The organism is Anaerobacillus sp. ABR4_321, from assembly GCF_056158505.1.
In genome coordinates this window covers 2,146,240-2,172,747 of record NZ_JBSWTK010000001.1, presented here as the reverse complement: position 1 = coordinate 2,172,747, position 26,508 = coordinate 2,146,240, and the positions used below count along the sequence as shown (strand labels likewise).

Sequence of the window (26,508 nt, the reverse complement as noted above, 5' to 3'; positions counted from 1 at the left end):
AATATAAAAACAGAAGGTGCTGTCTTAGTGTAAGACAGCACCTTCTGTTTTTTGTTTCGAAAGAGCACCAACTTTTATTGCTAACGTTTCAAAGGATTCAGGGCTCGTTGTGATCAAAACTTTTGTTCCGATCGGTACCTCATCGAACAGCTTTTCAATCTCTTCATTATGCAGTCTCACGCAGCCTGCTGTTACATACTTACCGATCGATGAAGGTTTATTCGTACCGTGTAATCCATATATTCTTCCATCTGTATCCTCCGCATCAAAACCGATCCATCTCGTTCCTAACGGGTTTTGTTTATCACCGCCGGCAATGTTTTTCTTTCGATAATAAGGATTTACAGCCTTTACAACGATGGTGAATGTGCCTTCTGGGGTCAACTCATTACTTTTACCGGTAGCTACAGGTAAAACTTTCTCGATTCTTCCTTGTTGAATGAATGCGACTTGATTTGTCTTCTTATTTACAATAATATATGGATCCCCAACTATGGTGTCACCAAGCGGGAAGATGACCGACATCGTAAGCAACATCGTGAAAAAGAACGATCCCAAGAAAAATCCCCCTTTTTCTTCTTAGGATGCATCGTTGCAATGAAATCATTCGTCCTTTGAAAAAGCTCCTGGCTTTAAGTACCGCTTTAATAATAGATACTGTTCGATCTCGTTCAAAAAATGGTGAAGGGCAGAACGTGTTTCAAACTCTGATCGATCTGATGGTAACGCTGAATTTCTAAACTCTTCTCTCATTTCGTATAGCTCATCAAGAAAGACGCTTGCCGTATTTTGCGGCTTTACAGCATGACTTAATTTCTCCATAAACTCAGCCATCTTCTGTCCTTGTATGTAGGTTTGATCAAGAGAAGAAATGATCGGAAGTAACCTTTCTAGTATGAAAAATTGCTTTTCACGCATTTTAAAGTACTTATAATATTTATCATCATCACGCAGCATATGGTTCTCGATATCTTTGAGCGCAATGCTTTTCGCTTCTTGTAGAGCATCTCCAACTTCAAGCATCTCTTTACCATCCCAGGAACTTTCCCCATGTCTAAGATAGACGGCATATTCCATCAAGATCACCGAAAACTTTTCTTCAATCTGTACCCTGTACTTCAACAAATCTTTTTCTAAATTAGGCATATAAAGATTAAATAGCAGCGCCACCCCTATTCCAATCACAATAATGGCTACTTCATTGAAGACGATATCCCAACTTATCGTACCAAAATTATAAATATGAAGAATGATAACTGAACTTGTAATGACGCCTTCCGTCGCTTTTATTGCAACTACTGCTGGAATAAACATAAGTAGCAATAGGGATATACTTAACGGATTGTACCCGATCCCCTCAAAAAATACTGCACTAAACAAAATTCCAAGCAAACAGGCAAGAAACCTTTGCCACGAACTAAGAAACGACCGTTTCGTCGTAGGTTTGATACAGAGTATCGTAAGGATTCCCGCTGAAACATAGTTATCTAGTGAGAAAATTTGTGCGATCGTGATCGCTGTTCCTGTACCTATTGCGGTTTTTAATGTTCGATAACCGATTTTCAGTTTCAATTCCTATTCTTCCTTCCACCTCGTTATACTTCCTTAATATCCTACAAAGTCTCATCCTTAAACGGAAACCTTCTAAAATAACAGAAAAAAGGCAACAGGTCCAAGCCTGCCGCCTTCTGTTATTAGCAATATTTATTGAAAAGGTATTGAAGCATTCCCACTACTTCTTCCGGGTCGCTTCCTTCGATCTCGTGACGCTCTACCATGTTGATGATCTCTCCATCTTTGAGAAGTGCAAATGAAGGAGAAGATGGTGCGAATCCAGTAAAGTAAGAACGTGCTTTTGCAGTAGCTTCTTTATCTTGGCCTGCGAAAACGGTTACGAGATGATCAGGTGTTTTCTCGTTAGAAACAGCTACTTTGGCTGCAGGACGTGCAACGCCCCCAGCACAGCCGCACACTGAGTTGACCATTACAAGAGTCGTTCCTTTTTTCGCCATAACTTCTTCAACTTCTTCAGAAGTCGTTAGTTCTTGATAGCCAGCAGCTTTAATCTCTTCTCTTGCTGTAGCGACCACATCATTCATAAATAGATTAAAATCCATAGACATTCCATAATTCCTCCCTTAACTCGGTACATCTTACATTATATTGTATCGCGAATGCGTTGAAAATTCCAAGAAACCTTTTTGATTATTAAAGAAAATGGCCGTCTCATCGTTGAGACGGCCGATTTTATTAGTAAACAGAAGTATTTTCTTTAGAAATATTCTCGAGGTTTTGTTTCACACGCGCAAGGAATTTACCACAGATCATACCATCCAACACACGGTGATCTAAAGATAAACATAAGTTGACCATGTGACGAGCGCCAAACATTCCATTATCCATAATAACTGGACGCTGAACGATACTCTCAACTTGAAGAATAGCAGCTTGAGGGTAGTTAATAATCCCCATTGACTGAACAGAACCAAATGATCCTGTGTTATTTACCGTAAAGGTTCCACCTTGCATTTCATCGCCTTTAAGCTTACCTGTTTTTGCTTTTTTAGCAAGCTCTGTTACTTCACGAGCAATGCCTTTGATGGATTTTTCATCAGCGTTTTTAATAACCGGAACAAATAGAGAGTCGTCAGTACCAACTGCAATCGAGATGTTGATGTCTTTCTTCTGAATGATTTTGTCACCAGCCCACATCGAATTCATTTGAGGGAATTCCTTTAAAGCTTCGACAACAGCTTTCACGAAGAAAGCAAAGAATGTTAAGCTATAGCCTTCTTTTTTCTTAAAGTCATCTTTAATACTGTTTCTATATTCAACTAAGTTCGTCACATCGACTTCTACCATCGTCCACGCATGAGGAGCTTCATGCTTACTGCGAAGCATATTGTTAGCGATCGCACGACGAACACCGGTTACAGGAATCTCAATATCACCTTCACCAACAGGAACTTCTGCTGCTTCCTTCTCAGGCGCTGCTTGAGGAGCTTTTGGAGCACTCGGTGCTTCTTGAGGTGCTGCTTGCTTCGGCGCTTCCTTCTCGGCTTTAGGTGAAGGAATTTCACCAGAATCTATAATCTTCTGAAGATCTTTTCTAGTAATTCGTCCACCTTTACCTGTACCGCTTACTTGATCAAGGTCGATGTCGTGCTCTTGTGACATGCGTAATACTGCAGGAGAGTAACGCTTCTTCATCGGTTGATCTTCCTGCTCTTGTTCTTTCTTATCTTCTGAAATATTCTCTATCGCTTTTTGTCCAGTAGAGTCTTCTTGCGTCTCTTCAGCAGAACCTCCACCTTCAATTTCAATATAGCAAACAAGTTCACCGACTTCTAACGTGTCACCTTCATTAGCTACAAGTTCTTTAATCTTGCCTGTAAAAGAAGATGGCACTTCAGCATTTACTTTGTCTGTATTGACTTCCGCGATTGGATCATACTTATTAACAGTATCGCCAACTTCAACTAGCCATTTTTCTATCGTACCTTCAGTGACACTTTCTCCCAACTGAGGCATCAATATTTTCTCAACTGCCATGCTATAACCTCCCTCGAAATACGCTTTTAGTATTCAGCAAGCTCTCGCATTGCTTTTTCAACTTTATCAGGATTGATCATGAAGTACTTCTCCATCGGTGGTGAATAAGGCATTGCCGGAACATCTGGACCTGCAAGGCGCTGTATTGGAGAATCTAAATCGAATAGACACTCTTCAGCGATGATGGCAGATACTTCACTCATGATACTACCTTCTTTATTGTCTTCTGTTACGAGCAGTACTTTTCCAGTTTTCTTAGCTGCTTCAACGATCGCTTCACGATCTAACGGATATACTGTGCGAAGATCGAGAATATGAGCTGAGATGCCGTCCTTCTCGAGTTTTTCAGCTGCTTGCAAAGCAAAGTGAACACATAGACCATATGTAATAACGGTAATATCTTCACCCTCACGCTTCACGTCTGCTTTACCGATTGGAAGGGTGTAATCTTCTTCAGGCACTTGGCCTTTTATTAAACGGTAAGCACGTTTATGTTCAAAGAATAAGACTGGATCTTCATCTCTGATAGCTGCCTTTAGTAAGCCCTTCGCATCATATGGAGTAGAAGGCATTACAATTTTCAATCCTGGAACATTTGCAAACAATGCTTCAACAGATTGTGAATGGTACAATGCACCATGGACGCCGCCACCGTAAGGAGCTCTTATCGTGATCGGGCAGCTCCAATCGTTGTTGGAACGGTAACGAATCTTCGCAGCTTCTGAAACGATTTGGTTAACAGCTGGCATAATAAAGTCAGCAAACTGCATCTCAGCAACAGGTCTCATACCGTACATCGCTGCACCGATTCCAACTCCAGCAATCGCAGATTCTGCTAGTGGTGTATCGATCACGCGATGCTCTCCAAACTCATCATAAAGGCCATCTGTCGCTCTGAAAACGCCACCTCTTACACCAACATCTTCTCCAAGTACAAATACCTTCTCATCACGCTGCATTTCTTCTCTTAGTGCTTGTGTGATTGACTGAATATATGAAATGACTGGCATTATTACTCCCCCTTACTCTGCATATACATGCTTCATAGCATCTTCAGCAGGTGCATAATCCGCATTTTCTGCGTATTCCGTAGCTTCATCAACTTCCTTTTTCACACGTTCGTTGATTTCATTTTCAATCTCATCTGTTAGAACACCAGACTCCTTCAAATAAGCAGCAAACGTGATAACAGCGTCTTTCTTCTTAGCTTCTTCAACTTCTTCTCTCGTACGATAAGCGCGATCATCATCATCACTTGAGTGAGGAGTCAAACGATAGGAAACCGTTTCAATAAGTGTTGGTCCTTCTCCACGACGACCTCTTTCAACAGCTTCTTTTGCAGCTTCATATACCGCTAATGGATCGTTTCCATCAACTGTTACACCTGGCATACCATAGCCTATTGCACGATCAGACACTTTTTCACAAGCTAACTGTTTTGAAACAGGAACAGAAATCGCATACTTGTTGTTCTCACATACAAAGAGTACTGGAAGCTTGTGCACACCTGCGAAGTTTGCAGCTTCATGGAAATCACCCTGGTTTGATGAACCTTCACCAAATGAACAGAACGTTACCAAATCTTTTCCTTCCATGCGTCCAGCTAGTGCAAATCCTACAGCATGTGGGACCTGTGTGGTTACAGGTGATGAACCAGTAATAATATTGTTCTTTTTCTGACCAAAATGTCCTGGCATCTGCTTTCCTCCAGAGTTTGGATCCTCTGCTTTAGCAAAACCTGATAGCATTAGGTCTTTTGCAGTCATTCCGAATGTTAAGACAACACCCATATCACGGTAGTACGGTGCTACAAAATCCTTTTCTGGATCCATTGCAAATGCTGTACCTACCTGAGCCGCTTCTTGTCCTTGACATGAAATAACAAAAGGAATCTTTCCTGCGCGGTTTAAAAGCCACATCCGTTCATCAATTTTTCGAGCTAATAACATCGTTTCGTACATTTCTAGTACACGCTCATCAGTTAGCCCTAGAGCTTCGTGACGCTTTTCTGTCTTGTTAGCCATTATTTCTACCTCCTCATTCGAGTTTTATTAAGAATGAATCGCTTTACCATCAACTGCTAATGCTGCTTCACCGATCGCTTCAGAAAGGGTTGGGTGAGGGTGGATCGTATGACCGATCTCCCAAGGTGTTGCATCTAGTACCTTCGCAAGTCCTGCCTCAGAAATCATGTCAGTAACATGAGGACCGATCATATGTACACCTAGAAGGTCATCATTATCTGCATCTGCAACTAATTTTACAAACCCATCTGATTCACCGAAGACAAGCGCTTTACCGATAGCTTTAAAGAGAAACTTACCAGTTTTAACGTTATGACCCTGCTCTTTTGCAGCTTCTTCCGTTAATCCTACGCTAGCCATTTCAGGACTACTGTAGATACAGCTTGGTACTTTTGAATAATCCATTGGTGCAGGATCTTGATCTGCCAAATGTTCAACCGCAGTAATTCCTTCGTGAGACGCAACGTGTGCTAGCTGCATTCCTCCGATCACATCACCGATCGCATAGATGTGAGATTCAGCTGTTTGGAAAAACTCATTCGTTTCAATAACGCCTTTTTCAACTTTAATCGACGTATTTTCAAGTCCGATGTTCTTTACGTTCGCTTCTCTACCTACAGATACGAGCATTTTTTCAGCGTTAAACGTTTTCATTTCACCTTTGTGTTCTGCTTGTACGGAAACACCTTCGCCTTTTTCAAGTGTGTCGCCCATAACCTTAGCACCAGTGAAAAGCTTGATGCCCTTTTTCTTCATCAAACGAGCTGCTTCTTTTGATACTTCATGATCTTCTGTCGGTACGATGCGATCAGCATATTCAAGTACGGTTACTTCAACACCGAAGTCTGATAGCATGGAAGCCCACTCGATACCGATAACACCACCTCCAACGATGATGATCGATGAAGGAAGAGATTCCATACGGAGTGCTTCATCAGAAGTCATGACATATTCTTCATCCACTTCAAGTCCTGGCAATGTTCTAGGCTTTGATCCCGTCGCAACGATGACGTTCTTTGGAATCAACATTGGGTTTTCCTCCCCGTTGTTCATTTCAACGGAAACGGTTCCAGGCATCGGTGAGAAAATAGATGGTCCTAAAATTCTTCCAAACCCTTCGTAAACGTCGATTTTTCCTTGCTTCATGAGATGTTTCACACCATTATGAAGCTGATCTACGATGCTTTGTTTACGTTCTTGAACTTTTTCAAAATCAAGCGCAACTTCTTTTGCCGTCACACCAAATTTTTCACCGTGTTTTGCTGTCGCAAAAACTTCAGCACTTCTTAGCAACGCCTTACTTGGAATACACCCGCGATGAAGACATGTACCTCCAAGCTCGCGTTTTTCTACAATCGCTGTTTTTAAACCGAGTTGAGAGGCACGGATCGCGGCAACATAACCGCCCGTACCTCCACCAATTATGACGAGATCGTACTCTTCAGCCATCCAAATTCTCCTTTTGCGAAAAAATTATTTTAAAACCATCGTACTAACCGTTGTGTTCGGGTACTCTTTCGCATCCTCTTCATTTCTTAGTACGCGCAAGCCACCTTCTGCGAGAGCTTGAAGTTCATTCTCTCCTGGGTGTACCATGACATCTGCAATCCATTTAACATGGTCTGTGATCTGTTTTACGAATTGTTTGCCATAAGCCATTCCACCAGTTAACACGATCGCATCTACTTCACCGCATAAAACCGCACTTGCAGCACCGATTTCCTTGCCGATCTGATATGCCATCGCATCGTAGACAAGCTTAGCTTTTTCGTCACCAGCTTCGATTAATTCTTCTACTTTCACAGCATCATTTGTCCCTAAGTAGCCAACGAAACCTGCTTGTCCTACTAGTTTTTTCATGATTTCTTCAGCGTAGTACTCTCCTGAGAAGCACATTGAAACTAAATCACCCACGGGAACTGTGCCCGCTCGTTCAGGTGAAAAAGGCCCCTCTCCATGTAGACCATTGTTAACATCGATCACTTTCCCGTTTTTATGAACGCCAACAGTAATTCCGCCGCCCATATGAGTAACGATCAAATTAAGGTCTTCATATTTCTTGTCTAGCTGTCCAGCAACCCTTCTAGCTACTGCTTTTTGGTTCAACGCGTGAAAGATACTTTTACGCTCGATTTCTGGGACCCCAGAAAGTCTAGCCACGTCCTGTAGTTCATCAACCACAACAGGATCAACAATAAATGATGGAATGTTAAGTTGTTCTGCAATCTCAAAGGCGATGATTCCGCCAAGGTTGGAAGCATGCTCACCAGAAAATCCATTTCTTAAATCTTCAAGCATTTGCTCATTAACAGAATAAGTTCCACCTTCTATCGGACGAAGAAGGCCTCCGCGACCTACCACGGCAGCAAGTCGCGAAATGTTTATCGCTTCTTCATCTAGTGCTTCTAGAATCGTGCTCTTTCTAAATTCATACTGATCAATGATTGTTTCAAATTGATTGATTTCTTCTGCATCATGACGGAGTGTTTTCTCAAACACTGCTCGCTCATTATCAAAAATACCAATCTTTGTTGACGTTGAACCTGGGTTGATTACCAGTAGTCGATATTCTTTATCAGTCACTTGAAACCCTCCGTTACTTACGATGACTTAAAATGTGTTGAGAGTTCATCAAGAATTGGCTTCTTGATTGTTTCATTGCTTCGATTCTTTCTTCAGCAAGTCGATCTGCTGCTGCATAAGTAGGAATACCGTCTCGTTTAGAGATTTCGATGACCTTAGCGATATTGTCGTAGATTCCTTCAACACGCTTCATCGCGCGATCGCGGTTATAACCATACAATTCATCAGCAACGTTGATAACTCCACCTGCATTAATCACATAGTCAGGAGCGTATACGATACCCATTTCATGGATTTGGTCCCCGTGTGTCGTTTCACGAAGCTGGTTGTTTGCGGCACCTGCGATTACTTTTGCTTTAATCTTCCCAATCGTATCATCGTTAATGACTGCACCAAGGGCACAAGGAGCAAAAATATCGCAATCCACTGTGTAAATATCATCAATATCTACAGCTTTTGCTCCAAAGTCAGAAACTGCACGATCTACAGATTCTTTGTTGATATCTGTAACAACGAGTTTCGCGCCCTCTTCATGAAGATGTTTACAAAGGTTGTAAGCTACGTTACCGACTCCTTGAACAGCTACAGTCTTACCTTCAAGTGAATCCGTACCGAAAGCTTCTTTCGCTGCAGCTTTCATACCAACATAAACACCATAAGCAGTTACAGGAGATGGGTTACCTGAAGAACCGAAAGCAGGAGAAATTCCTGTTACGTATTCCGTTTCCTCATGAATCGTATCCATGTCATGAACCGTTGTACCAACGTCTTCAGCGGTGATGTAACGACCATTCAAGCCTTGGATATAACGTCCGAATGCTCTAAACATTGCTTCGTTCTTATCTTTTCTAGGGTCACCGATGATAACTGTCTTTCCTCCACCTAAGTTCAAACCTGCTGCTGCGTTTTTGTAGGTCATCCCTTTCGCTAATCGAAGAGCATCTTCAAAAGCATCTGCTTCTGAATCATATGTCCACATTCTTGTTCCACCTAGTGCTGGTCCAAGAGTCGTATCATGGATAGCAATAATCGCTTTTAAACCTGATGCTTTATCCTGACACACAACAACCTGCTCATAATCATAAGTTTCCATATATTTGAATAGTTCCATTTAAATCTTCCTCCCTGATCGTTCTTATTTATTGGTAGAGCTTACTGCTAGAGCGATACTATAAACTTTACTTTCTGCATCATCAGATCGTGAAGTTAATACGATTGGAGCTTTAGCTCCTGCGATGATACCCCCGACCTTCGCATTAGCGAAATAGACAAGAGATTTATATAGTGCATTGCCTACTTCGATGGAAGGCACTAGCAAGATATCAGCAAATCCAGCTACTTCACTCTTTATCCCTTTATGACTTGCGGATTTAGCTGAAATAGCATTATCCAAAGCAAGTGGGCCATCGACCACACAGTTCTTTATTTGACCTCTAACGCTCATCTGACTTAAAGCGGCAGCGTCGAGGGTTGCTTGCATCGATGGGTTAATGACTTCAACCGCTGCAAGAGGTGCAACTTTCGGTGTTTTTATACCGATCGAAGTAGCTACTTCTACTGCATTGTTTACGATATCAACCTTCTGCTGAAGGTCAGGTGCTATATTCATGCCAGAATCAGTAACAAAAATCATTCTGTCATATCCAGGCACATCAAACGCCGCAAGATGCGAAAGACTTTTGCCTTTTCTAAGGCCATACTCTTTGTTTAACACTTCTTTTAAAATGGTTGAAGTCGAAACCATCCCTTTCATCAGGACATCGGCTTCACCATTTCTGACAGCGGTTACAGCTGATTTGCATGAGTCCTTATCATCTGAGGAATGCACGACGCGTACATCTTCAGAATGAGTGAGATCTTTCTTTTCTAATATGGACATGATTTGTTTTTCATCGCCATAGAGAATAAACGAAGCCAGCTTTTGATTCACAGCCATTCTCACAGCTTCGATCACTTCTTCATCTGCAGCTGCTGCTAAAGCCACTACTTTGTTCGTTTGCTCAGTAGCTTCCTTCAATAAGTTGTTTAGGTTCATGATGTCTCTCCCTTCGTGTGCACCACATTATATAATGCAATTTTCATGCCAAGTTTAAATAGGTATTAGATCGCGCATTTCCCCCACCATCACCATGCAACCTTTTGCAAAGTGCGCAAATCCTTGCATGCCACTTTATTCAACCCCATGTTTCTCCATCTTATAATAGAGGTTTCTTAAAGAGACTCCTAGTGCTTTGGCAGTAGCCGTTTTGTTTCCGCCATAATATTGAAGGGTTTGGTCAATCGTTTTCCTTTCAAACTCATCCACTAGTTGTGACAGAGACTTCTCAGGAGTTCTTTCAACCGAGAGAAGATCAGCGTTTTTCGTCTCACTTAATAACGATGGGATATGAGACAGTTGGATAACTGACTCAGCTGCATCCATATGGATGACAACTCTTCCTAATACATTTTCAAGCTCTCTCACATTCCCCGGCCATTCATATTGCTTGAGATACTCTAACGCTTTAGGAGTAATGCCTTCAACGTTTCTCCCGTAGTCCTGATTAATCTTGGCTATCAAATGGTCTGATAGAAAGCCTATATCTTCTTTCCGTTGCCTAAGTGGTGGTATTTGTATCGGCATGCGATTCAATCGATAATATAAATCTTCCCTAAATGAACCATCCATTATTCTCTTTTCAAGTTTTGCATTCGTAGCAGCGATTATTCTGACATTGATCGATATCGGATTCGTACCACCTACTCGAACGATTTCTTTCTCTTGTAGAACACGCAACAGTTTTACTTGTGTACTTAGAGATAGTTCACCGATTTCGTCGAGAAAAATGCTCCCGCCGTTCGCTTCTTCAAACAGACCTCTTCTTCCGCCCTGTCTTGCTCCTGAAAAAGCACCATCTTCATAACCGAAAAGCTCACTTTCAAGCAAGGATTCAGCGATTGCAGCACAATTAACTCTTACAAACTTGTTGAACTTTCGATCGCTTGCATTATGTATCGCGTGCGCGAATAATTCTTTGCCTGTCCCAGATTCCCCCCTCAGCAACACAGTTGCTGGCGTTGAGGCGGCGAGCTTTGCTTGTTGTATAGAGAACGACATTTCTTCAGAGCTTCCAATAATGTCTTCAAACGAATATTTCGCTTCAAGGGTTCGAATGATTTGTCTTGCTCTTTGAAGTTGATTGTTTAACGAGTGCAGTTCAGATACGTCATGGATGACTCCCACACTTCCTTTTAACCGCCCATCAACGATTACTGGGGAAACATTAACAACCACATCACGCTTCTTTGGACCGACTTTCATTTGAACGCCACGGACAGGTTTTCTAGAGCTCAATACACGCATGTGCATGCTTTCACCTTCAGATATGTCTGTTGTTGCTGGCTTTCCGATCACTTCGTCTTCATCTAATCCGGTCAATCTCGAGTAAGCAGGATTGATCATCAACCCTCTTCCATTTTCATCAACAACAGATATCGCTTCATCAGATGATTGGATAATTGCCTTTAACATAGACTGAATGCTTTTTAAGTTCGTAACTTCTTGAGCCATTTCTTCGATTGCAGTCATATCTCGAAAGACTGCCATCGCTCCAACACGAGACCCATTGCTGTCTAATAATGGTATCCTTGTTGTTATAATTTTCTTTCCGTTTGGTAAAAGCTGTTCCTGATTCACTTCGGAGTGTCCACTGGCCAGGACCCTAGGGAGTCGACTCGTCGCCATCAACGAGCCTACTGGCTTACCAATAGCTTCTTCTTTACTAATACCGGTTACTTTTTCTGCGCTCCTATTAAACAGCGTCACACATTCATCTTTATCTATCGCGATCATTCCATCATGTGTGGAATCGAGTATGATTTCTTGTAATTTCGATTGATGCCGGAGCGTATCGATCAACAATTCTTTTTCTTCGATCAGGTGCAATACGACGTTTGCAACTGCTCCTGGAATGAGTACAGTTTTCTTACTGCGTTTTTCACGTATTTCTTTAAAAACACTGTCTCTCCCTGTTGCTTCAATAATGACATCGATTTCAAAATGGGATAATGGAATCGTCCAGTCATTATAAACCTTTATTCCTGCCTCTTTAGCTGTAATCATACCAGGTGCGTTTTCATTAAGGTCCACAACCGCTACGACATTCATCATCTTTGTTTCTCGAAGGATATTTAGTAACGCGTTACCACCGTTCCCAGCTCCAACGATCATACATTTGCGCAATTATTCATCACCTGCATTTCTCACATGCAATATATTTCATACTTATCATACAACTAAATATCAGTTTTGACAAATCATGCATGGTTCGTTTCGAAAATTTGTCAAAAAGCGTTTACAACTGTCATAGACACGAACTGTTTACTTCGCTACAATGTCAATAGTATTTGTAGAAAGGATGCGCACCATATGCGATTATTAGCTCTCCTTATTGTGCTGATCCCCGGATTAATTGGGGTTTATGGAATTAAATTAATGAGAGATGTTGTATTCGGGATAACGATTCCTCCCTTTACTTCGCTCATTTTACAATTTATTTTAGGTTTAGTGTTTTTTCTAGCTGGACTAGCGTTCGTAGGAGGTTTTATCTTCTATCGAGATCGAAAGCGGAATAAAGTTCAACAGCGATTTTCTTCAAATAGACATAAAAAAACAAAGTCCTGATCGACTTTGTTTTTTTATGCTTATTATCTTGTGTGTGAATAGTTTTCCGAATTATGTTCGATTCTGAGTTTATCTGCAACCATTGCGATAAATTCACTGTTCGTTGGTTTTGCCTTTGACATGCTGACCGTATAACCAAACAGGTTGGATATCGATTCAACGTTCCCTCTACTCCAAGCGACTTCGATCGCGTGACGGATTGCACGCTCAACCCTAGAAGAAGTCGTATTAAACTTTTTCGCAATATCAGGATATAGAACTTTTGTGATCGACCCGAGCAATTCAATGTCATTGTATACCATCGTAATTGCTTCTCTTAAGTACATATAACCTTTGATATGTGCAGGTACCCCAATCTCATGGATGATACTCGTAATGCTCGCATCTAGGTTTCTAGGCTTGTTTTCTCTAGCTGGACGTTTATAAGATTGTGTGCTGTTCGTAAATGTCGTTTTCTTACCGCTTACCTGCCTCACATGACTAGCAAGGTTATCCATATCGAACGGTTTAAGTATAAAATACGAAGCTCCAAGATCGACCGCCTTCTTCGTTACATCTTCTTGTCCAAATGCCGTCAACATGATTACGCTGCACGTATAATTCATTTCTCGTAAACGTTCAAGAACAGCTAGTCCGTCGAGGTGGGGCATAATGATATCAAGAACTAACACATCAGGCTCTTCTTCTTCGAGTACCTCAAGACATTCTTGGCCATTGAACGCAGTCCCTACAACTTCAATATCCTCCTGTCGAGACATATATTCCTCAATTAAGTTAACTAATTCCCGATTATCATCTGCTAGGCAAACTTTAATTTTTTGCACGGCTCCGTCTCTCCTTCCCAAGTTTGGTTACCGTTATATAGAAATTCAACGGGCCACATAATTTTCCTCTAAAATTTCTAAAAACATTTAAATTTAATACAAATCCTGCATTTATCTCTTTAATTCTTCAGCTTACTTCATTATTCTACATTTTCTGAATACTCTATTACTTTTGTCGAATTTTCTTCATACAAAGTATATCATGCTTATATAACGAAAGAAAGCGAACATTGAGCTTTTTTTAGCTCGCTGTTCGCTGACCATTACGATCTTCTTTATAAATATTGATGCCTGCTTCTTCAAGCATCCATTCTATGTGAACCCCATAACCAGATGTTGAGTCATTTACAAACACGTGCGTTACTGCTCCGATAACTTTCCCGTCTTGAATAATCGGGCTTCCACTCATTCCTTGTACAATGCCACCGGTTTCCTTTAACAATTCAGGATCAGTAACTTTTATGACCATTCCTTTAGTAGCAGGAAACTTCTGTGGAATAGAGCTAACCACTTCAACATCGTATGCTTTTACTTCGCTACCTTTCACAACAGTCAGGATTTTAGCCGGTCCTTCTTTCACCTGATGTGATAATGCGATCGGCATCGGTCTATCGTACATGCCATTCTTAACTTGATTGTTCATTTCACCAAAGATACCGAATGGACTGTTACGAGTTATCGTTCCTAACTTATGATCGGTATTTGAAAATCTGGCTAGTTTTTCACCAGGATGCCCATTGCTCCCTTTTTCAATCGAAGTAACTGAAGAGCTATAGATCTCACCATGATGCACAACGATCGGTTTCTTTGTGTCCATGTCCGATATTACATGACCTAGAGCACCGTATTTCTTACTGTCTGGATGATAGAACGTTAAGGTACCTACTCCTGCAGCAGAATCTCTAATATAAAGTCCGATTCGATACTTTGAGTCCGATTTGTCCTTAACAGGAACCAATTTTTTGTTTAGTTCCTTATTTTCACGTACAATCGTTACTTTTAAAGCATTACCATCTTGTCCAACTTTTTTTACAATCGTTCCTATGTCACTCATTTTTTGGACGGATTGACCATTGATTTTCGTAATGATATCTCCCACTTGAATATCAGCTACTTCGCCGGGGGAACGGTCTCCTTTAGTTGTATGAATAAGGTGATGCCCTACAACGAGTACACCACGGGTATTCAGCTTCACACCTATCGATTGTCCACCAGGTATTACTTTAAAATCAGGAAGGACTTTAACACCTACTTGCTTGATAGGAAACGTACCTACTGTAAAATCAAGTATATCTGAACCACTGCTTACACCTTTAACTGTAATCTGATCTGAATTTTTGTTAACACTAATCACGTCAGGATTTTTTACAGTTGAAGCGGTGGTCATAACAGATGAGATGTCAGTTTGATCTCCTTCAAACAAAACGATTTCATCTGGAATCGAAAGAAATAATTGAACTGGATTTGAAAATCCAAAAGCAATTATTAAACCAAGGAGAACTGCACCAATCACTTTTCTAATTATCTGTGTCTTCAAACCTTCACTCTCCTCGCTCTTGCCCACACCTCCAACATGGCTGTACTTATAATTTTGCCTTACCAGACGGTTATTATAACCGATAAAAATGAAAATGCTATCCTTAGTTGGATAGCATTTCATCTTATGTTTTTATTTGATCAGCCTGCAATAATAATTCTTTTGCATGCTTCTTCGTTAATTCAGTCATCTCAGCACCTGAAATCATTCTTCCAAGTTCTTCTACCTTTTCATCAGTGCTTAATTTTCCAACGCTCGTTTTCGTTCTACCTTCTCCTGTTTCCTCTTTAGAAATATATAAGTGATGATCAGCCATCGCTGCTACTTGAGGAAGGTGCGTGATGACTAAAACTTGAGAACCTGAAGAAAGACGTTGGATTTTTTCCGCCATCGCCTGAGCAACTCGTCCACTTACACCAGTATCGACTTCATCAAATATGATGGATGTGATTCCCTGATGTTTTGAAAAAATCGATTTGAGAGCTAGCATGATCCTCGATAATTCTCCACCTGAAGCGGTCTTCGAAAGTTGTTTTAAAGGCTCACCTGGGTTCGTTGATATCATGAAGTCGATGTCATCTTTACCAGACATGTGGAACTCCTGTTTTCCAGTCACATTAAAGTTGATAGCAAATTCTGTCTTCTCCATATATAGATCTTGTAATTCTTCATGAATAGCGCTAACAAGTTTGTCGGCAATTTGCTTCCGAAGCTTTGTTAAGTTATCAGCCTCAACCCTTAAATCCGCCGTTATGTCAGCTAAACCATTTTCAAGCTCTACAATTCGGTCTTCACTGTGAGTTAATTTATCGACTTCATCTTCGATCGAAGCAGCGTACTCTAGGATTTCTTCGACAGACTCACCGTACTTTCTCTTTAACCCTTGTATTTCGTTTAAACGTTCTTCAACGAAATTTAGTCTCGTCGGGTCATATTCGAGTTGATCTCTATATGAATTAATTTTGCCTAACGTTTCTTCTAAAAGGTAAAATTGATTTGCCACTTCTTCATGGTACTCTTTTAACTCTTCATCAAGATCTGAGACCGTTTCGAGTTGGGACATTGCTAAGCCTAACCAGTCTAGACCTTTGTTATCCCCCTGGAGTGAATGATAAACATCCTGAAGTGCACCAAACAACTTTTCAAAATTCCCTAAACGGAGCTTTTCCTCCATGAGATCTTCATCTTCATTCGGGATTAATTCCGCTTTTGTAATCTCTTCAAGCTGATATTGAATCAAATCAAGTCTCTGTGCCATTTGCTGTTCGTTTTCAGTCAAATGCTTCAGCTGTTCTCGAACTTTTTTGTAGCGGTTGTATATCCCTCGATATTCTTCCAAGGCTGGACCAATCGAACGTTCTCCAAAATTATCAAGCAAAGAAAGATACTTATCAGGTTGCATAAGGTCTTGGTGTTCATGTTGACCATGGATATCGATCAATGATTGACCAATCTCTCGCAAGATTCCAAGCGTAACGAGCTTGCCATTCACTCGACAGATACTCTTCCCTGCACTGGATATATCTCTTCTCAACACCACCATATCATCCAATACTTCGATTCCGACATCTTCTAGCTTTTGTATCGATGGGTGGTTTTCGTCAATATGAAACAAACCCTCAATTTCTGCTTTTTTTGTGCCATATCTTACGAATTCAGCAGATCCTCGACCACCAACCAGTAAGCCGATCGCATCGATAATAATGGATTTTCCTGCTCCGGTTTCTCCAGTAAGCACAGTTAGGCCACGGTCAAACGATACAGTTACCGCTTCAATGATCGCGAAATTGCGAATAGATAATTCGGCTAACATATTCTCCCACCTTCAAAGATCATCATATTACAACATATCGATAAAGCGTTGAGAAATCAGAGGGGCATGTTCAGGCTTCTTACAAATAATTAAGATTGTATCATCCCCACTGATATTTCCCATTATTTCTTCCCAATCTAAATTGTCGATCAATGCTCCTATAGCGTTCGCATTTCCTGGTAACGTCTTCATAACGATTAAATGATCAGCATCATCAATACTAATGAAAGCATCAGTTAACGTTCTTTTTAGTTTTTGCAGAGGATTAAATCGCTGATCGGCTGGAAGACTGTACTTATACCTACCATCAATCGTAGGTACTTTTACGAGATGGAGTTCTTTTATATCTCTTGAAACAGTCGCCTGTGTAACATTAAACCCTGCACTTTTTAAACAATAAACAAGCTCGTCCTGAGTTTCTACGTCCTGATTGGCTATTAGCTCTCGGATTTTTATATGGCGTTGACCTTTATTCATTTAAAACCCTCCAAAAAAATACACATATGTAACGTCAGCCTTATTATATAGCCCTATCCTCTTTTTGTATAGGCATACATAAATATTCATTTGAAACGCACGCTATTTTCGTAACCAGATCGATTAAAAAAAGGATACACGTATGTATCCTTCAAAGTTGATTGTGTGCCCGATCGACTACTTCAACTACATTTACTTCTTCTAAACCTTCATGAACCTGTTTCCATCCAAGGTGCAAAAGAAACTCAATATTCCCTTCCCCACCTGTAATAGGAGAGAACGAAAGCCCTTTGACTTGATAACCAGATTCAGTCACAAATTCGACCATATCTTCTAATACTCTTTGGTGTACTTTTTTGTCTCGGACGATTCCTTTTTTTCCTACGTCGTCTCTTCCAGCTTCAAACTGTGGTTTGACAAGTGCGACAACTTCCCCACTCGTTTCAAAGATCGTCTTCAAGACAGGAAGGATAATTTTAAGAGAAATAAACGAGACATCGATGGAAGCAAATTCAGGTAATCCACTTGTAAAGTCATCTTTCGTACAATATCGAAAGTTTGTTCTTTCCATGACTACCACTCTGTCATCTACACGAAGTTTCCATGCCAGCTGATTGTATCCAACGTCGAGTGCATAAACTGTTGAAGCCCCGTTTTGTAAGGCACAATCTGTAAAACCGCCTGTTGAAGAACCGATATCAAGGACGACCTTATTCCTTAAATCAAGCTCAAATGTCTCGATTGCTTTCTCTAACTTGAGACCGCCTCGCCCAACATAACGGAGTGTGTCGCCTTTGACATGGAGAACAATATCATCGTTAACTTTGACTCCTGGCTTATCTAATCGCTCGGATTCAGAATACACCAAACCCGCCATAATCGCTCTCTTTGCTTTTTCTCTTGTATCGATCAGCCCTCGATTAACAAGGAGCACATCTAGTCTTTCTTTTTTTGCCATGTTACTCTATGCCCTCTTTTGCTTTGCTGGTAATATTTTCTTTGCCTTTTCAGCAATATCTTCCGCAGTCAAACCAATTTCTTTCAACAGTTCTCCTACACTTCCGTGCTCAATATACGTATCAGGAATACCCATTCTCTCAATCGTTCCATGCTGGTACCCACTGTCATTTACATACTCTAAAACAGCACTTCCGAAACCACCTTGCAAAATCGATTCCTCAACAGTAAGCATCGGGATACCTTCTTGGATAAGCTCTGACATCATTTTCTCATCAAGCGGTTTGATGAAGCGCGCATTGATGACTCTTGCTGAAATGCCTTCCTTTTCCAATTGCTCGGCTGCTTTTAATAAATCTTGTAGGGTAGGACCGAATGAAAGAAGTGCAATATCAGATCCTTCTCTTAACACTTCCCAAGAACCGATCGGTATTTCTTTTAGTTCTTTATCCATTGAAACCCCGATGCCATTTCCACGAGGGTAGCGAATTGCAATAGGACCACTATTATATTTGTATCCTGTGTAGACCATGTTCTGTAGCTCATTCTCGTCTTTCGCCATCATTAAGACCATGTTTGGTAGGTGACGAAGGAATGAGATGTCGAATACACCTTGATGAGTTTCACCGTCAGCACCGACTAGGCCAGATCTGTCTATAGCGATCAATACATTCAGGTTTTGACGGCAAACATCATGAACTAATTGGTCATATGCACGTTGTAAAAACGTAGAGTAAATAGACAGTACAGGTTTTAATTCTTGAGTAGCAAGTCCCGCAGCCATTGTTGTTGCATGCTGCTCTGCGATCCCTACATCAAACAATCTGTCTGGAAATTGATTCTCGAATGCTTCCCACTTAGACCCAACTGTCATAGCAGGGGTAATAACTGAGATCCGATCATCTTTTTCAGCTAGTTTTCGAACCGTTTCACTAACTACCTTGCTGTAACCAGGGGCAGCAGCTTTAGGCTTGATTTGCTCTCCAGCTTCGATTTTGTATGGACTCACACCGTGCCACGTCCCAATTTGATCGTTTTCAGCGGGGTGATAGCCTTTTCCTTTTTTAGTCAGAACGTGAACGATCACTGGTCCTTTTGTTTTCTTGGCATAGTTAATATTTTCCATAAGAGCGTCCACGTCATGACCATCCACCGGACCGAGATACGTAAAACCTAGCTCTTCAAAAAAGATTCCAGAAACTAAAAGGTATTTCATTGCATCCTTCACACGCTCAGCTGTGGAAGCTAATGCGCCACCGAACGCGGGAATTCTCTTCAATAAGTATTCAAGTTCCTCTTTTGCTTTATGATATTTACCAGCAGTCCTCATTTTCCCAAGAACATTGTGGAGTGCACCAACGTTAGGGGCAATGGACATTTCATTATCATTCAATATGACGAGCATATCTTTTTGTTCGTGACCAATATGGTTGAGTGCTTCTAGAGCCATTCCACCCGTTAATGCACCATCACCGATGATCGCCACGACATTTTCGTCTGTTCCTTTAATATCGCGGGCAGCCGCCATTCCCATAGCTGCAGAGAGAGAAGTCGAACTATGACCAGTTTCCCATACATCATGTTCACTTTCATTCCGTTTTGGAAACCCACAGAGTCCTTTATATTTTCTGAGAGTATCGAATTGCGTACTTCTACCTGTCAAAATCTTATGGACGTACGCTTGATGTCCTACATCCCAAAGAAACTTATCTTTCGGACTATCAAAGATTTTGTGTAACACGATCGTGAGCTCTACGACACCAAGATTCGGTCCTAAGTGTCCCCCTGTTACGGAAAGTTTGTTAATCAAGAACTCCCTAATATCTTCTGCTAACTCTGTCATTTGTTCAACGTTATATTTTTTTAAAAATTTCGGATTCTCGATTTTTTCCAAATCCATGGGAATGTCCTCCCCTTCTATATTTCGATTTACGCTTGCTTCTTTTTCTTCTTGGACTGTTTTGCAACCATCTTGATTTTGAACGTTTTTTCAATTAAGTATAAGAATCGACCTACTTGAAAGATGATTTGTGTAGAAAAATGAATTGCAAACGTTTTACCGAGGGCTTTTCCCCCTACAGTCAAGGCAGCGACAACACTGGTAAATACTACTGATACTATATATTGAAACAGAGATCCTTCGTCATGTCCAAGTTGAAGTGTCAACTGAACGACAACGGCAGCTGCTGCAGTACCACTTATGATACCCGAAATGTCCCCGATCACGTCATTACAGAAACTTGCCACGCGGTCTGCGTTTCGTGTAATGAAGATAGCATGCTTTGCTCCAGTCAGTCGTTCCGCTGCCATCGCATGGAACGGCACTTCATTGGCAGCAGTGGAAGCTACTCCTATTGTATCAAAAAATATTCCTATAAGAACGATCAGTAAAACGACGACCATTCCGAGTGCCCAGGTTACGCCACTCAAAACAGCTGTTGATATGATTGAAAAAATAGCCGCTAACACAAGTGTGATAACGGCAATCGCTAAACTCCAGTTTATGGACTTTGATATCGAAGCTTTCATCTTTACTCCTTGTGAATATGAAATAAAAAGAGGTGTTCAGCATAACAGGTGAAACATGAGGAAGTTCAATTCCCTCATCCTGTCAAGTGAACAACCTCGTCGTTATGTATCGCAGAGTGGTCACTTAAAGAGTAAAGACTGCGGCTTAGGTCCAGTAGGTTTTCCCAAACGGATACCCGAACGTCGCCGTCCAGGCGGTTTCCCTTTACATCCGTCTTAGCGTGTCACCATTGGCTAGACTGGATTACCACTTAGTCCGCACTATAATCCCCTTTAAGTGTCACTCGGAACAGTCTAGGAGTTTTCCTCAACAGTCCTGGTCAATTCCTAGCCTCTTTTGCAGAGCAGATTTCATATGGGTGGTAGAAAAAGCATGCTGGCCTAGCAACGCCTTTCCAATAAACCATAATCCCCTCTAGCTCCACTCAAGGCAGGCTACGCTGTTCAGCCGCATCCCTGGCGACTGAAACAGGTTCATACCCCATTTCATAGCTGGCGGCGTTAACCGCGCAAGCTACAAGAATAGGCCTCCGCGGAAGCAGGGTCAACGCCCACATGCCTTTGTGGATCGCCCTGCGACCTTAACTCCCAGCATCGACCCAAGTCTGGGCGACTCAAGCCAACACCAGGAACTTCATCGATGTGCCCTATGGCGGATTTTTAGGCCCGCCTTCAGAATAGCCGGACTGACTAGAATACTGCACCACTCAGTCTATTTGTATTATACCACAATACTTATATATTCTCAATTTTGTTCTAATGATCTCTTTCTATAATAAATTTAGCAAGAGAACGCAACCGATCTGTACCTACCCCAACTTGTGCTAAATGCAGTAGCGCCTCATCATAGTGAGAGGCTAGTTTATTTTTTGCACCTTCCAAAGTAAGAAGCTTTGGATATGTACTCTTTTTATTCGTTTCATCGCTTCCAGGTAACTTCCCAATCTTTTCCTGGTCACCCTCAACGTCTAAAATGTCATCGCTAATTTGAAAAGCGAGTCCTAAATGTTCTCCAAATTGTTTTAAATGAGACATTTGTTCATCAGTTGCATCTCCGATTACCGCACCCGCAAGAATCGAGTATACAAGCAGTTTTCCTGTCTTATGATGGTGGATGTATTCAAGCTCTTCAAGAGTGAGTTCTTGTTCTTCACCAGAAAGATCGGCTATCTGTCCGCCAACCATCCCGCTAGGACCAGCAGCACGTGCCATAAGCGTTATTAACTTCACTTTCTGATCGTCTCGTAACAATGAATCGCTAATAACCTCAAAGCTCTGTGTAAGTAATGCATCTCCTGCAAGGATTGCAACAGCCTCACCAAACACTTTGTGATTCGTTGGCTTTCCCCGTCTCAAGTCATCATCATCCATAGCAGGGAGGTCATCATGAATCAGCGAATACGTATGAATCATTTCTACGGCGCTCGCAGCATGAAATGCTTTTTCTTTGGATGCGCCAAACGCTTCTGCTGTTGCCAACATAAGAATAGGTCGAATCCGCTTCCCTCCTGCATCTACAGAGTATAGCATCGCTTCTTTCAACTCACTCGGCATTTCTAGTCGTGAGATGAACCCATTCAACTCTCCATCGATTAATTTCTTACATTCTTTCATGTAAGTAGTCAGATCTGACGTCACGCCTCATCCTCCTGAACCGAGAAGCGTTTAATCTCTCCATTCTCACCAACGATCTGATCCATTTTCCCTTCGATCGACTGTAACTTATCATGACAAAGGTTCGATAAGTTCATCCCTTCTTGAAAGAGTGAAATTGCTTTTTCGAGTGGAACATTCCCTTCTTCAAGAGAGCCAACGATTTCTTCAAGTTTCTGCATCGCTTCTTCAAACGTAACGTTTTCGTATTTTTCTTCATTCTTCTCCATGTGAATCATTCTCCTCCAATCCCCATACGTGAGCATCTATCTTTCCATCAGTCATCTGAACCTTTATGACATCACCAGGCTCAACTTGCTTAACTGACTTCACTAACTTGTCTTCTTTGTATGCAAGGCTATAGCCACGCTTCATGATTTTCAACGGGCTGAGTGCATCCAGCTTACCCGTTGCATGTGCGAAATCCCTTTGCTTGCCTTGAACAACCCTAGACATCTCTTTATATAACGATGAACGTAGGTCTTCAAGTCCCTTCGCAGATTCTCTTACCAATTGCTCTGGGTGCTTTTTAAGAAGCTGTGTATGATTTCGTTCAACACGCTCTTTCGTGTAGTCGATCTGGCGTTTCATCGTCTTACGAAGCCGCTCGACTTGTAAATCAAGCTCCTGCTCTTTTTGACTTAACAATTGGTTCGGATAGCGAAAGGCATACGATCTTTGAAGGCGTAAAAGTCGTTCTTGTTCACTTTGCTTCTTTTCTTTCATGACTCTAATGAGTCTATGTACCCTCTGTTCCAGACGTTCTTCCAGCTCTACCATGCTAGGAACTGCTAGCTCAGCTGCGCCAGTAGGAGTAGGTGCTCTTAAGTCTGAAACAAAATCTGAAATGGTGTAATCCGTTTCATGTCCAACAGCAGAAATAACAGGGATTTTCGAAAGAGAGATGCTTCTAGCAACGTCTTCTTCATTAAAAGCCCATAGCTCTTCGATCGATCCGCCACCTCGCCCCACAATTAATACGTCGATCATTTCCATCGAGTTTGCCATCTCTATCGCTCTGACGATAGAGTCTTTGGCATTTACACCTTGAACGAGAACAGGAAAAACAGTGATTCGTGCAGAGGGATAACGACGCTTAATCGTTGTGAAGATATCTCTGATTGCAGCTCCAGTAGGAGAAGTGATGACACCTATTTCAGAAGGATATCGAGGTATCGGTTTTTTTCGATCAACTGAGAATAAACCTTCAAACTCTAACTTCTTCTTCAGTTCTTCATAAGCTAGATAAAGGTTTCCTATGCCATCAGGTTGCATCTCCCTAGCATACAATTGATACTGTCCGTATGGTTCAAAGACTGAAATCTCACCTCTGATCAATACCTTCATACCATTCTCAGGTTTAAATTTCATATGACGGTTATTGCCAGCGAACATAACGGACTGCACTCTAGATTTGTCATCTTTAACAGTAAAATATAAATGCCCTCTACTATGCAGCTTCACATTAGAAAGTTCTCCTCTAAGCCATACATCCTGTAGTGCAGGCTCATTGTCGATCATTCTTTTCACATGCCTTGTTAGAGCAGTTACTGTAATATATCGATCTGTTACCAATCTTCCCCCTCCTTCCACCGCAAACTTGTTAAGCTTTTTGAATCATTTTAGACAAAACGCCATTAACGAATCGTCCAGACTCATCTCCACCAAACATCTTAGCAAGTTCTACAGCTTCATTCAGACTTACATTAACTGGAATATCTTCTCTTGCAGTCATTTCATAGCAGGCCATCCTTAATACGGATCGATCCACGTTTCCAATTCTGTTAAAGTTCCAGTTAACGAGATTGGCTTTTATTTTTTCATCTATTTCCTCTAGGTTTTCAAGCGTTCCAAAGACAAGCTCAGATAAAAACTCGTCACCTTCTCCATCGCTTAATACGTGTTCCAGCGCCTCTTTCGGATCGGTGTCTGTCACATCTATTTGAAACAACGCCTGTATGGCCTTTTCTCTTGCATGTCTTCTTTTCATTGCTATACCCCTTTTACGCTAATATTGCTATACCAATAGATGATAGCATATTGTAATAGACAAATACAGGTTTTCCAATTGTGAATCTCTCTAAAAACAAAAAAGCAGAGGGGATCAGATCCCCCTCTGCTTATTCTTCATCTTCTGTTTCTTTTTTATCAAATGTGATACCGACTACACTTACATTGACTGCACTGATTTCTAGAGCAGTCATCGTAAGAAGAGCTTGTCGAATGTTTTCTTGAATTTGCTGACATACTTCAGGGATTGAGAGTCCATAGCTCACAACTACGAAAGCATCAAGAATGATGCCATCTTCGCCAAGCTCAACTCTTACTCCTTTGCGATGGTCTTTTCTACCAAAGCGCTCAACGACACCAGAGGCAAAGTTCCCTCTCATCTCAGCTACACCATCTACTTCCGATGCGGCGATACTTCCGATGACCTCGATGACTTCCGGAGATATTTCGACTTTTCCAAGCCCTGTATCGTGCTCTTCCATTTCAAAAGATTGAACTTCATTCATTTATGAACACCTCACTTAGAATTAGTAGTTTTTTCAGTTAGATCATATTTCTCGAGAAACTTTGTGTTAAAGTCGCCGCTTACAAATTTCTCGTGGTTCATGAGTCGCATATGGAAAGGTATCGTGGTCTTAACACCATCTACCACAAATTCACCAAGTGCACGCTTCATTCTCGAGATCGCTTCTTCTCTAGTTTCTCCATACGTAATCAGTTTAGCAACCATGGAGTCATAAAACGGCAGAATATCATAGCCCGGATATACCGCTGAATCAACGCGTACACCGAAGCCGCCTGGCGGTAAATACATATGCACGTTACCAGGAGAAGGCATGAAGTTCTTGTCAGGATCTTCTGCATTAATTCTACATTCGATCGAGAAGCCTTTAAAGGTAACATCCTCTTGTTTAAAGCTCAATTCTTCGTTTGAAGCTACTTTAATCTGTTCTTTAATCAAGTCAACTCCGGTAACCATTTCTGTTACAGGGTGTTCAACTTGAATTCTAGTATTCATTTCCATGAAGTAAAAGTTCCCTGTTGGTTCGAAAATAAACTCAACGGTTCCAGCTCCAGAATAATTAACAGCTTTTGCAGCTTTAACGGCTGCATCCCCCATTTTTTCTCTGATCTTACTATCGAGACCTGGAGATGGTGTTTCTTCTACTAGCTTTTGAAGACGTCTTTGGATCGAACAGTCTCTCTCACCTAAGTGGATCGCGTTTCCATGATTATCTGCTAATACTTGGATCTCCACATGGCGAAAGTCCTCGATGAATTTTTCAATATAAACCCCAGGGTTTCCAAATGCAGTGGAAGCTTCCTGTTGCGTAATATTGATTCCTTTGACTAGGTCTTTTTCATCTTTCGCGATACGAATTCCCTTTCCTCCACCACCAGCAGTAGCTTTGATGATGACAGGGTATCCCATTTCATTAGCCAAAGCGACACCTTCATCTGCGTCCTTGATGACACCTTCAGAACCAGGAACGATCGGTACTCCCGCTTCCTTCATCGTTGTACGTGCAACATCTTTTGTGCCCATACGACTGATTGCTTCAGGGCTTGGTCCGATGAACGTAATATTGCATTCACGGCACAGTTCAGCAAAGTCTGCATTTTCAGCAAGGAAACCATATCCTGGATGGATTGCATCTACACCTGTTACAGTTGCGATGCTCATAATGTTCGTGAAGTTCAAATAGCTATCTTTGGCTGCAGTTGGTCCAATACAATAAGCTTCATCAGCAAGTCTTACGTGCAATGCTTCCTTATCGGCCTGGGAATATACTGCTACTGTTTCAATGTCCATCTCTTCACAAGCACGAATAATTCGTACAGCAATTTCTCCTCGGTTAGCAACGAGTATCTTTTTAATAGTCATA

At 41.4% G+C, this 26,508-nt stretch carries 25 protein-coding genes; 1 reads left to right on the top strand and 24 read right to left on the bottom strand.

Features of this window, described 5'->3' with window-relative positions; genetic code table 11:
- Positions 1-24: 24 nt before the first annotated feature.
- The 11 genes from ACXADT_RS11235 to ACXADT_RS11185 all read right to left on the bottom strand — a co-directional run bounded on the left by ACXADT_RS11235 (position 25) and on the right by ACXADT_RS11185 (position 12,381).
- Positions 25-558, bottom strand: coding sequence for a L,D-transpeptidase (locus ACXADT_RS11235; RefSeq protein WP_474835176.1), 534 nt, complete (start codon positions 556-558; stop codon positions 25-27).
- A gap of 45 nt (positions 559-603) precedes the next feature.
- The gene (locus tag ACXADT_RS11230) at positions 604-1,572 is read right to left on the bottom strand and encodes an aromatic acid exporter family protein (RefSeq protein ID WP_474811207.1); all 969 of its coding nucleotides are present in this window, start codon (positions 1,570-1,572) and stop codon (positions 604-606) included.
- A 122-nt stretch (positions 1,573-1,694) separates the two neighbouring features.
- Positions 1,695-2,123 carry a BrxA/BrxB family bacilliredoxin gene (locus tag ACXADT_RS11225; protein WP_270179204.1) on the bottom strand — a complete coding sequence of 143 codons (429 nt, stop codon included), beginning with the start codon at positions 2,121-2,123 and terminating at the stop codon, positions 1,695-1,697.
- A 127-nt stretch (positions 2,124-2,250) separates the two neighbouring features.
- Complete coding sequence (locus ACXADT_RS11220) at positions 2,251-3,552, bottom strand: dihydrolipoamide acetyltransferase family protein (protein WP_270179205.1); 1,302 nt, start codon at positions 3,550-3,552, stop codon at positions 2,251-2,253.
- 26 nt (positions 3,553-3,578) lie between these two features.
- On the bottom strand, positions 3,579-4,562 hold the full coding sequence (locus ACXADT_RS11215) for an alpha-ketoacid dehydrogenase subunit beta (protein ID WP_270179206.1): 984 nt from the start codon (positions 4,560-4,562) through the stop codon (positions 3,579-3,581).
- Between the two features lie 12 nt (positions 4,563-4,574).
- Positions 4,575-5,576: a thiamine pyrophosphate-dependent dehydrogenase E1 component subunit alpha gene (locus tag ACXADT_RS11210; protein WP_270179207.1), complete on the bottom strand. Its 1,002-nt coding sequence runs from the start codon at positions 5,574-5,576 to the stop codon at positions 4,575-4,577.
- A 27-nt stretch (positions 5,577-5,603) separates the two neighbouring features.
- Positions 5,604-7,025, bottom strand: a complete 1,422-nt coding sequence (lpdA, locus tag ACXADT_RS11205) for a dihydrolipoyl dehydrogenase (protein WP_270179208.1) — start codon at positions 7,023-7,025, stop codon at positions 5,604-5,606.
- Positions 7,026-7,049: 24 nt separating this feature from the next.
- A complete protein-coding gene (buk, locus tag ACXADT_RS11200) occupies positions 7,050-8,159 on the bottom strand; it encodes a butyrate kinase (RefSeq protein WP_270179209.1) in 1,110 nt (369 codons plus the stop codon).
- A 13-nt stretch (positions 8,160-8,172) separates the two neighbouring features.
- Complete coding sequence (bcd, locus tag ACXADT_RS11195) at positions 8,173-9,270, bottom strand: branched-chain amino acid dehydrogenase (RefSeq protein ID WP_270179210.1); 1,098 nt, start codon at positions 9,268-9,270, stop codon at positions 8,173-8,175.
- 24 nt (positions 9,271-9,294) lie between these two features.
- Positions 9,295-10,194 carry a phosphate butyryltransferase gene (yqiS, locus tag ACXADT_RS11190; RefSeq protein WP_270179211.1) on the bottom strand — a complete coding sequence of 300 codons (900 nt, stop codon included), beginning with the start codon at positions 10,192-10,194 and terminating at the stop codon, positions 9,295-9,297.
- Positions 10,195-10,329: 135 nt separating this feature from the next.
- On the bottom strand, positions 10,330-12,381 hold the full coding sequence (locus ACXADT_RS11185) for a sigma 54-interacting transcriptional regulator (protein ID WP_270179212.1): 2,052 nt from the start codon (positions 12,379-12,381) through the stop codon (positions 10,330-10,332).
- Between the two features lie 186 nt (positions 12,382-12,567).
- Here ACXADT_RS11185 and ACXADT_RS11180 point away from each other — a divergent pair, with 186 nt between their 5' ends.
- A complete protein-coding gene (locus tag ACXADT_RS11180) occupies positions 12,568-12,822 on the top strand; it encodes a DUF2627 domain-containing protein (RefSeq protein WP_270179213.1) in 255 nt (84 codons plus the stop codon).
- A gap of 23 nt (positions 12,823-12,845) precedes the next feature.
- Here the strand turns inward: ACXADT_RS11180 and spo0A are convergent, their stop codons facing one another.
- From spo0A to accC, 13 genes are all read right to left on the bottom strand, one after another.
- Positions 12,846-13,646, bottom strand: a complete 801-nt coding sequence (gene spo0A / locus ACXADT_RS11175) for a sporulation transcription factor Spo0A (protein WP_270179214.1) — start codon at positions 13,644-13,646, stop codon at positions 12,846-12,848.
- A 241-nt stretch (positions 13,647-13,887) separates the two neighbouring features.
- Positions 13,888-15,183 carry a SpoIVB peptidase gene (gene spoIVB, locus ACXADT_RS11170; protein WP_270179215.1) on the bottom strand — a complete coding sequence of 432 codons (1,296 nt, stop codon included), beginning with the start codon at positions 15,181-15,183 and terminating at the stop codon, positions 13,888-13,890.
- Positions 15,184-15,307: 124 nt separating this feature from the next.
- The gene (gene recN / locus ACXADT_RS11165) at positions 15,308-16,996 is read right to left on the bottom strand and encodes a DNA repair protein RecN (RefSeq protein WP_474835179.1); all 1,689 of its coding nucleotides are present in this window, start codon (positions 16,994-16,996) and stop codon (positions 15,308-15,310) included.
- 27 nt (positions 16,997-17,023) lie between these two features.
- Complete coding sequence (gene ahrC / locus ACXADT_RS11160) at positions 17,024-17,473, bottom strand: transcriptional regulator AhrC/ArgR (protein ID WP_270179217.1); 450 nt, start codon at positions 17,471-17,473, stop codon at positions 17,024-17,026.
- Between the two features lie 151 nt (positions 17,474-17,624).
- Positions 17,625-18,431 (bottom strand): TlyA family RNA methyltransferase, encoded by an 807-nt coding sequence (locus ACXADT_RS11155; protein WP_474835181.1) that lies wholly within the window; start codon positions 18,429-18,431, stop codon positions 17,625-17,627.
- Between the two features lie 6 nt (positions 18,432-18,437).
- A complete protein-coding gene (gene dxs / locus ACXADT_RS11150; protein WP_270179219.1) occupies positions 18,438-20,330 on the bottom strand; it encodes a 1-deoxy-D-xylulose-5-phosphate synthase in 1,893 nt (630 codons plus the stop codon).
- Between the two features lie 29 nt (positions 20,331-20,359).
- The gene (locus ACXADT_RS11145) at positions 20,360-20,959 is read right to left on the bottom strand and encodes a CNNM metal transporter family protein (RefSeq protein ID WP_270179220.1); all 600 of its coding nucleotides are present in this window, start codon (positions 20,957-20,959) and stop codon (positions 20,360-20,362) included.
- Between the two features lie 756 nt (positions 20,960-21,715).
- On the bottom strand, positions 21,716-22,597 hold the full coding sequence (locus ACXADT_RS11140) for a polyprenyl synthetase family protein (protein ID WP_474835183.1): 882 nt from the start codon (positions 22,595-22,597) through the stop codon (positions 21,716-21,718).
- Positions 22,594-22,842 carry an exodeoxyribonuclease VII small subunit gene (locus ACXADT_RS11135; protein ID WP_442865072.1) on the bottom strand — a complete coding sequence of 83 codons (249 nt, stop codon included), beginning with the start codon at positions 22,840-22,842 and terminating at the stop codon, positions 22,594-22,596. The genes ACXADT_RS11140 and ACXADT_RS11135 overlap by 4 nt, the downstream gene beginning before the upstream one ends.
- Complete coding sequence (gene xseA, locus ACXADT_RS11130) at positions 22,829-24,187, bottom strand: exodeoxyribonuclease VII large subunit (RefSeq protein WP_270179223.1); 1,359 nt, start codon at positions 24,185-24,187, stop codon at positions 22,829-22,831. The genes ACXADT_RS11135 and xseA overlap by 14 nt, the downstream gene beginning before the upstream one ends.
- Before the next feature lie 28 nt (positions 24,188-24,215).
- Complete coding sequence (nusB, locus tag ACXADT_RS11125; protein WP_270179224.1) at positions 24,216-24,602, bottom strand: transcription antitermination factor NusB; 387 nt, start codon at positions 24,600-24,602, stop codon at positions 24,216-24,218.
- A gap of 130 nt (positions 24,603-24,732) precedes the next feature.
- Positions 24,733-25,128 carry an Asp23/Gls24 family envelope stress response protein gene (locus ACXADT_RS11120; protein WP_270179225.1) on the bottom strand — a complete coding sequence of 132 codons (396 nt, stop codon included), beginning with the start codon at positions 25,126-25,128 and terminating at the stop codon, positions 24,733-24,735.
- 11 nt (positions 25,129-25,139) lie between these two features.
- Positions 25,140-26,507 (bottom strand): acetyl-CoA carboxylase biotin carboxylase subunit, encoded by a 1,368-nt coding sequence (accC, locus tag ACXADT_RS11115; RefSeq protein ID WP_270179226.1) that lies wholly within the window; start codon positions 26,505-26,507, stop codon positions 25,140-25,142.
- Between the last annotated feature and the right edge of the window lies 1 nt (position 26,508).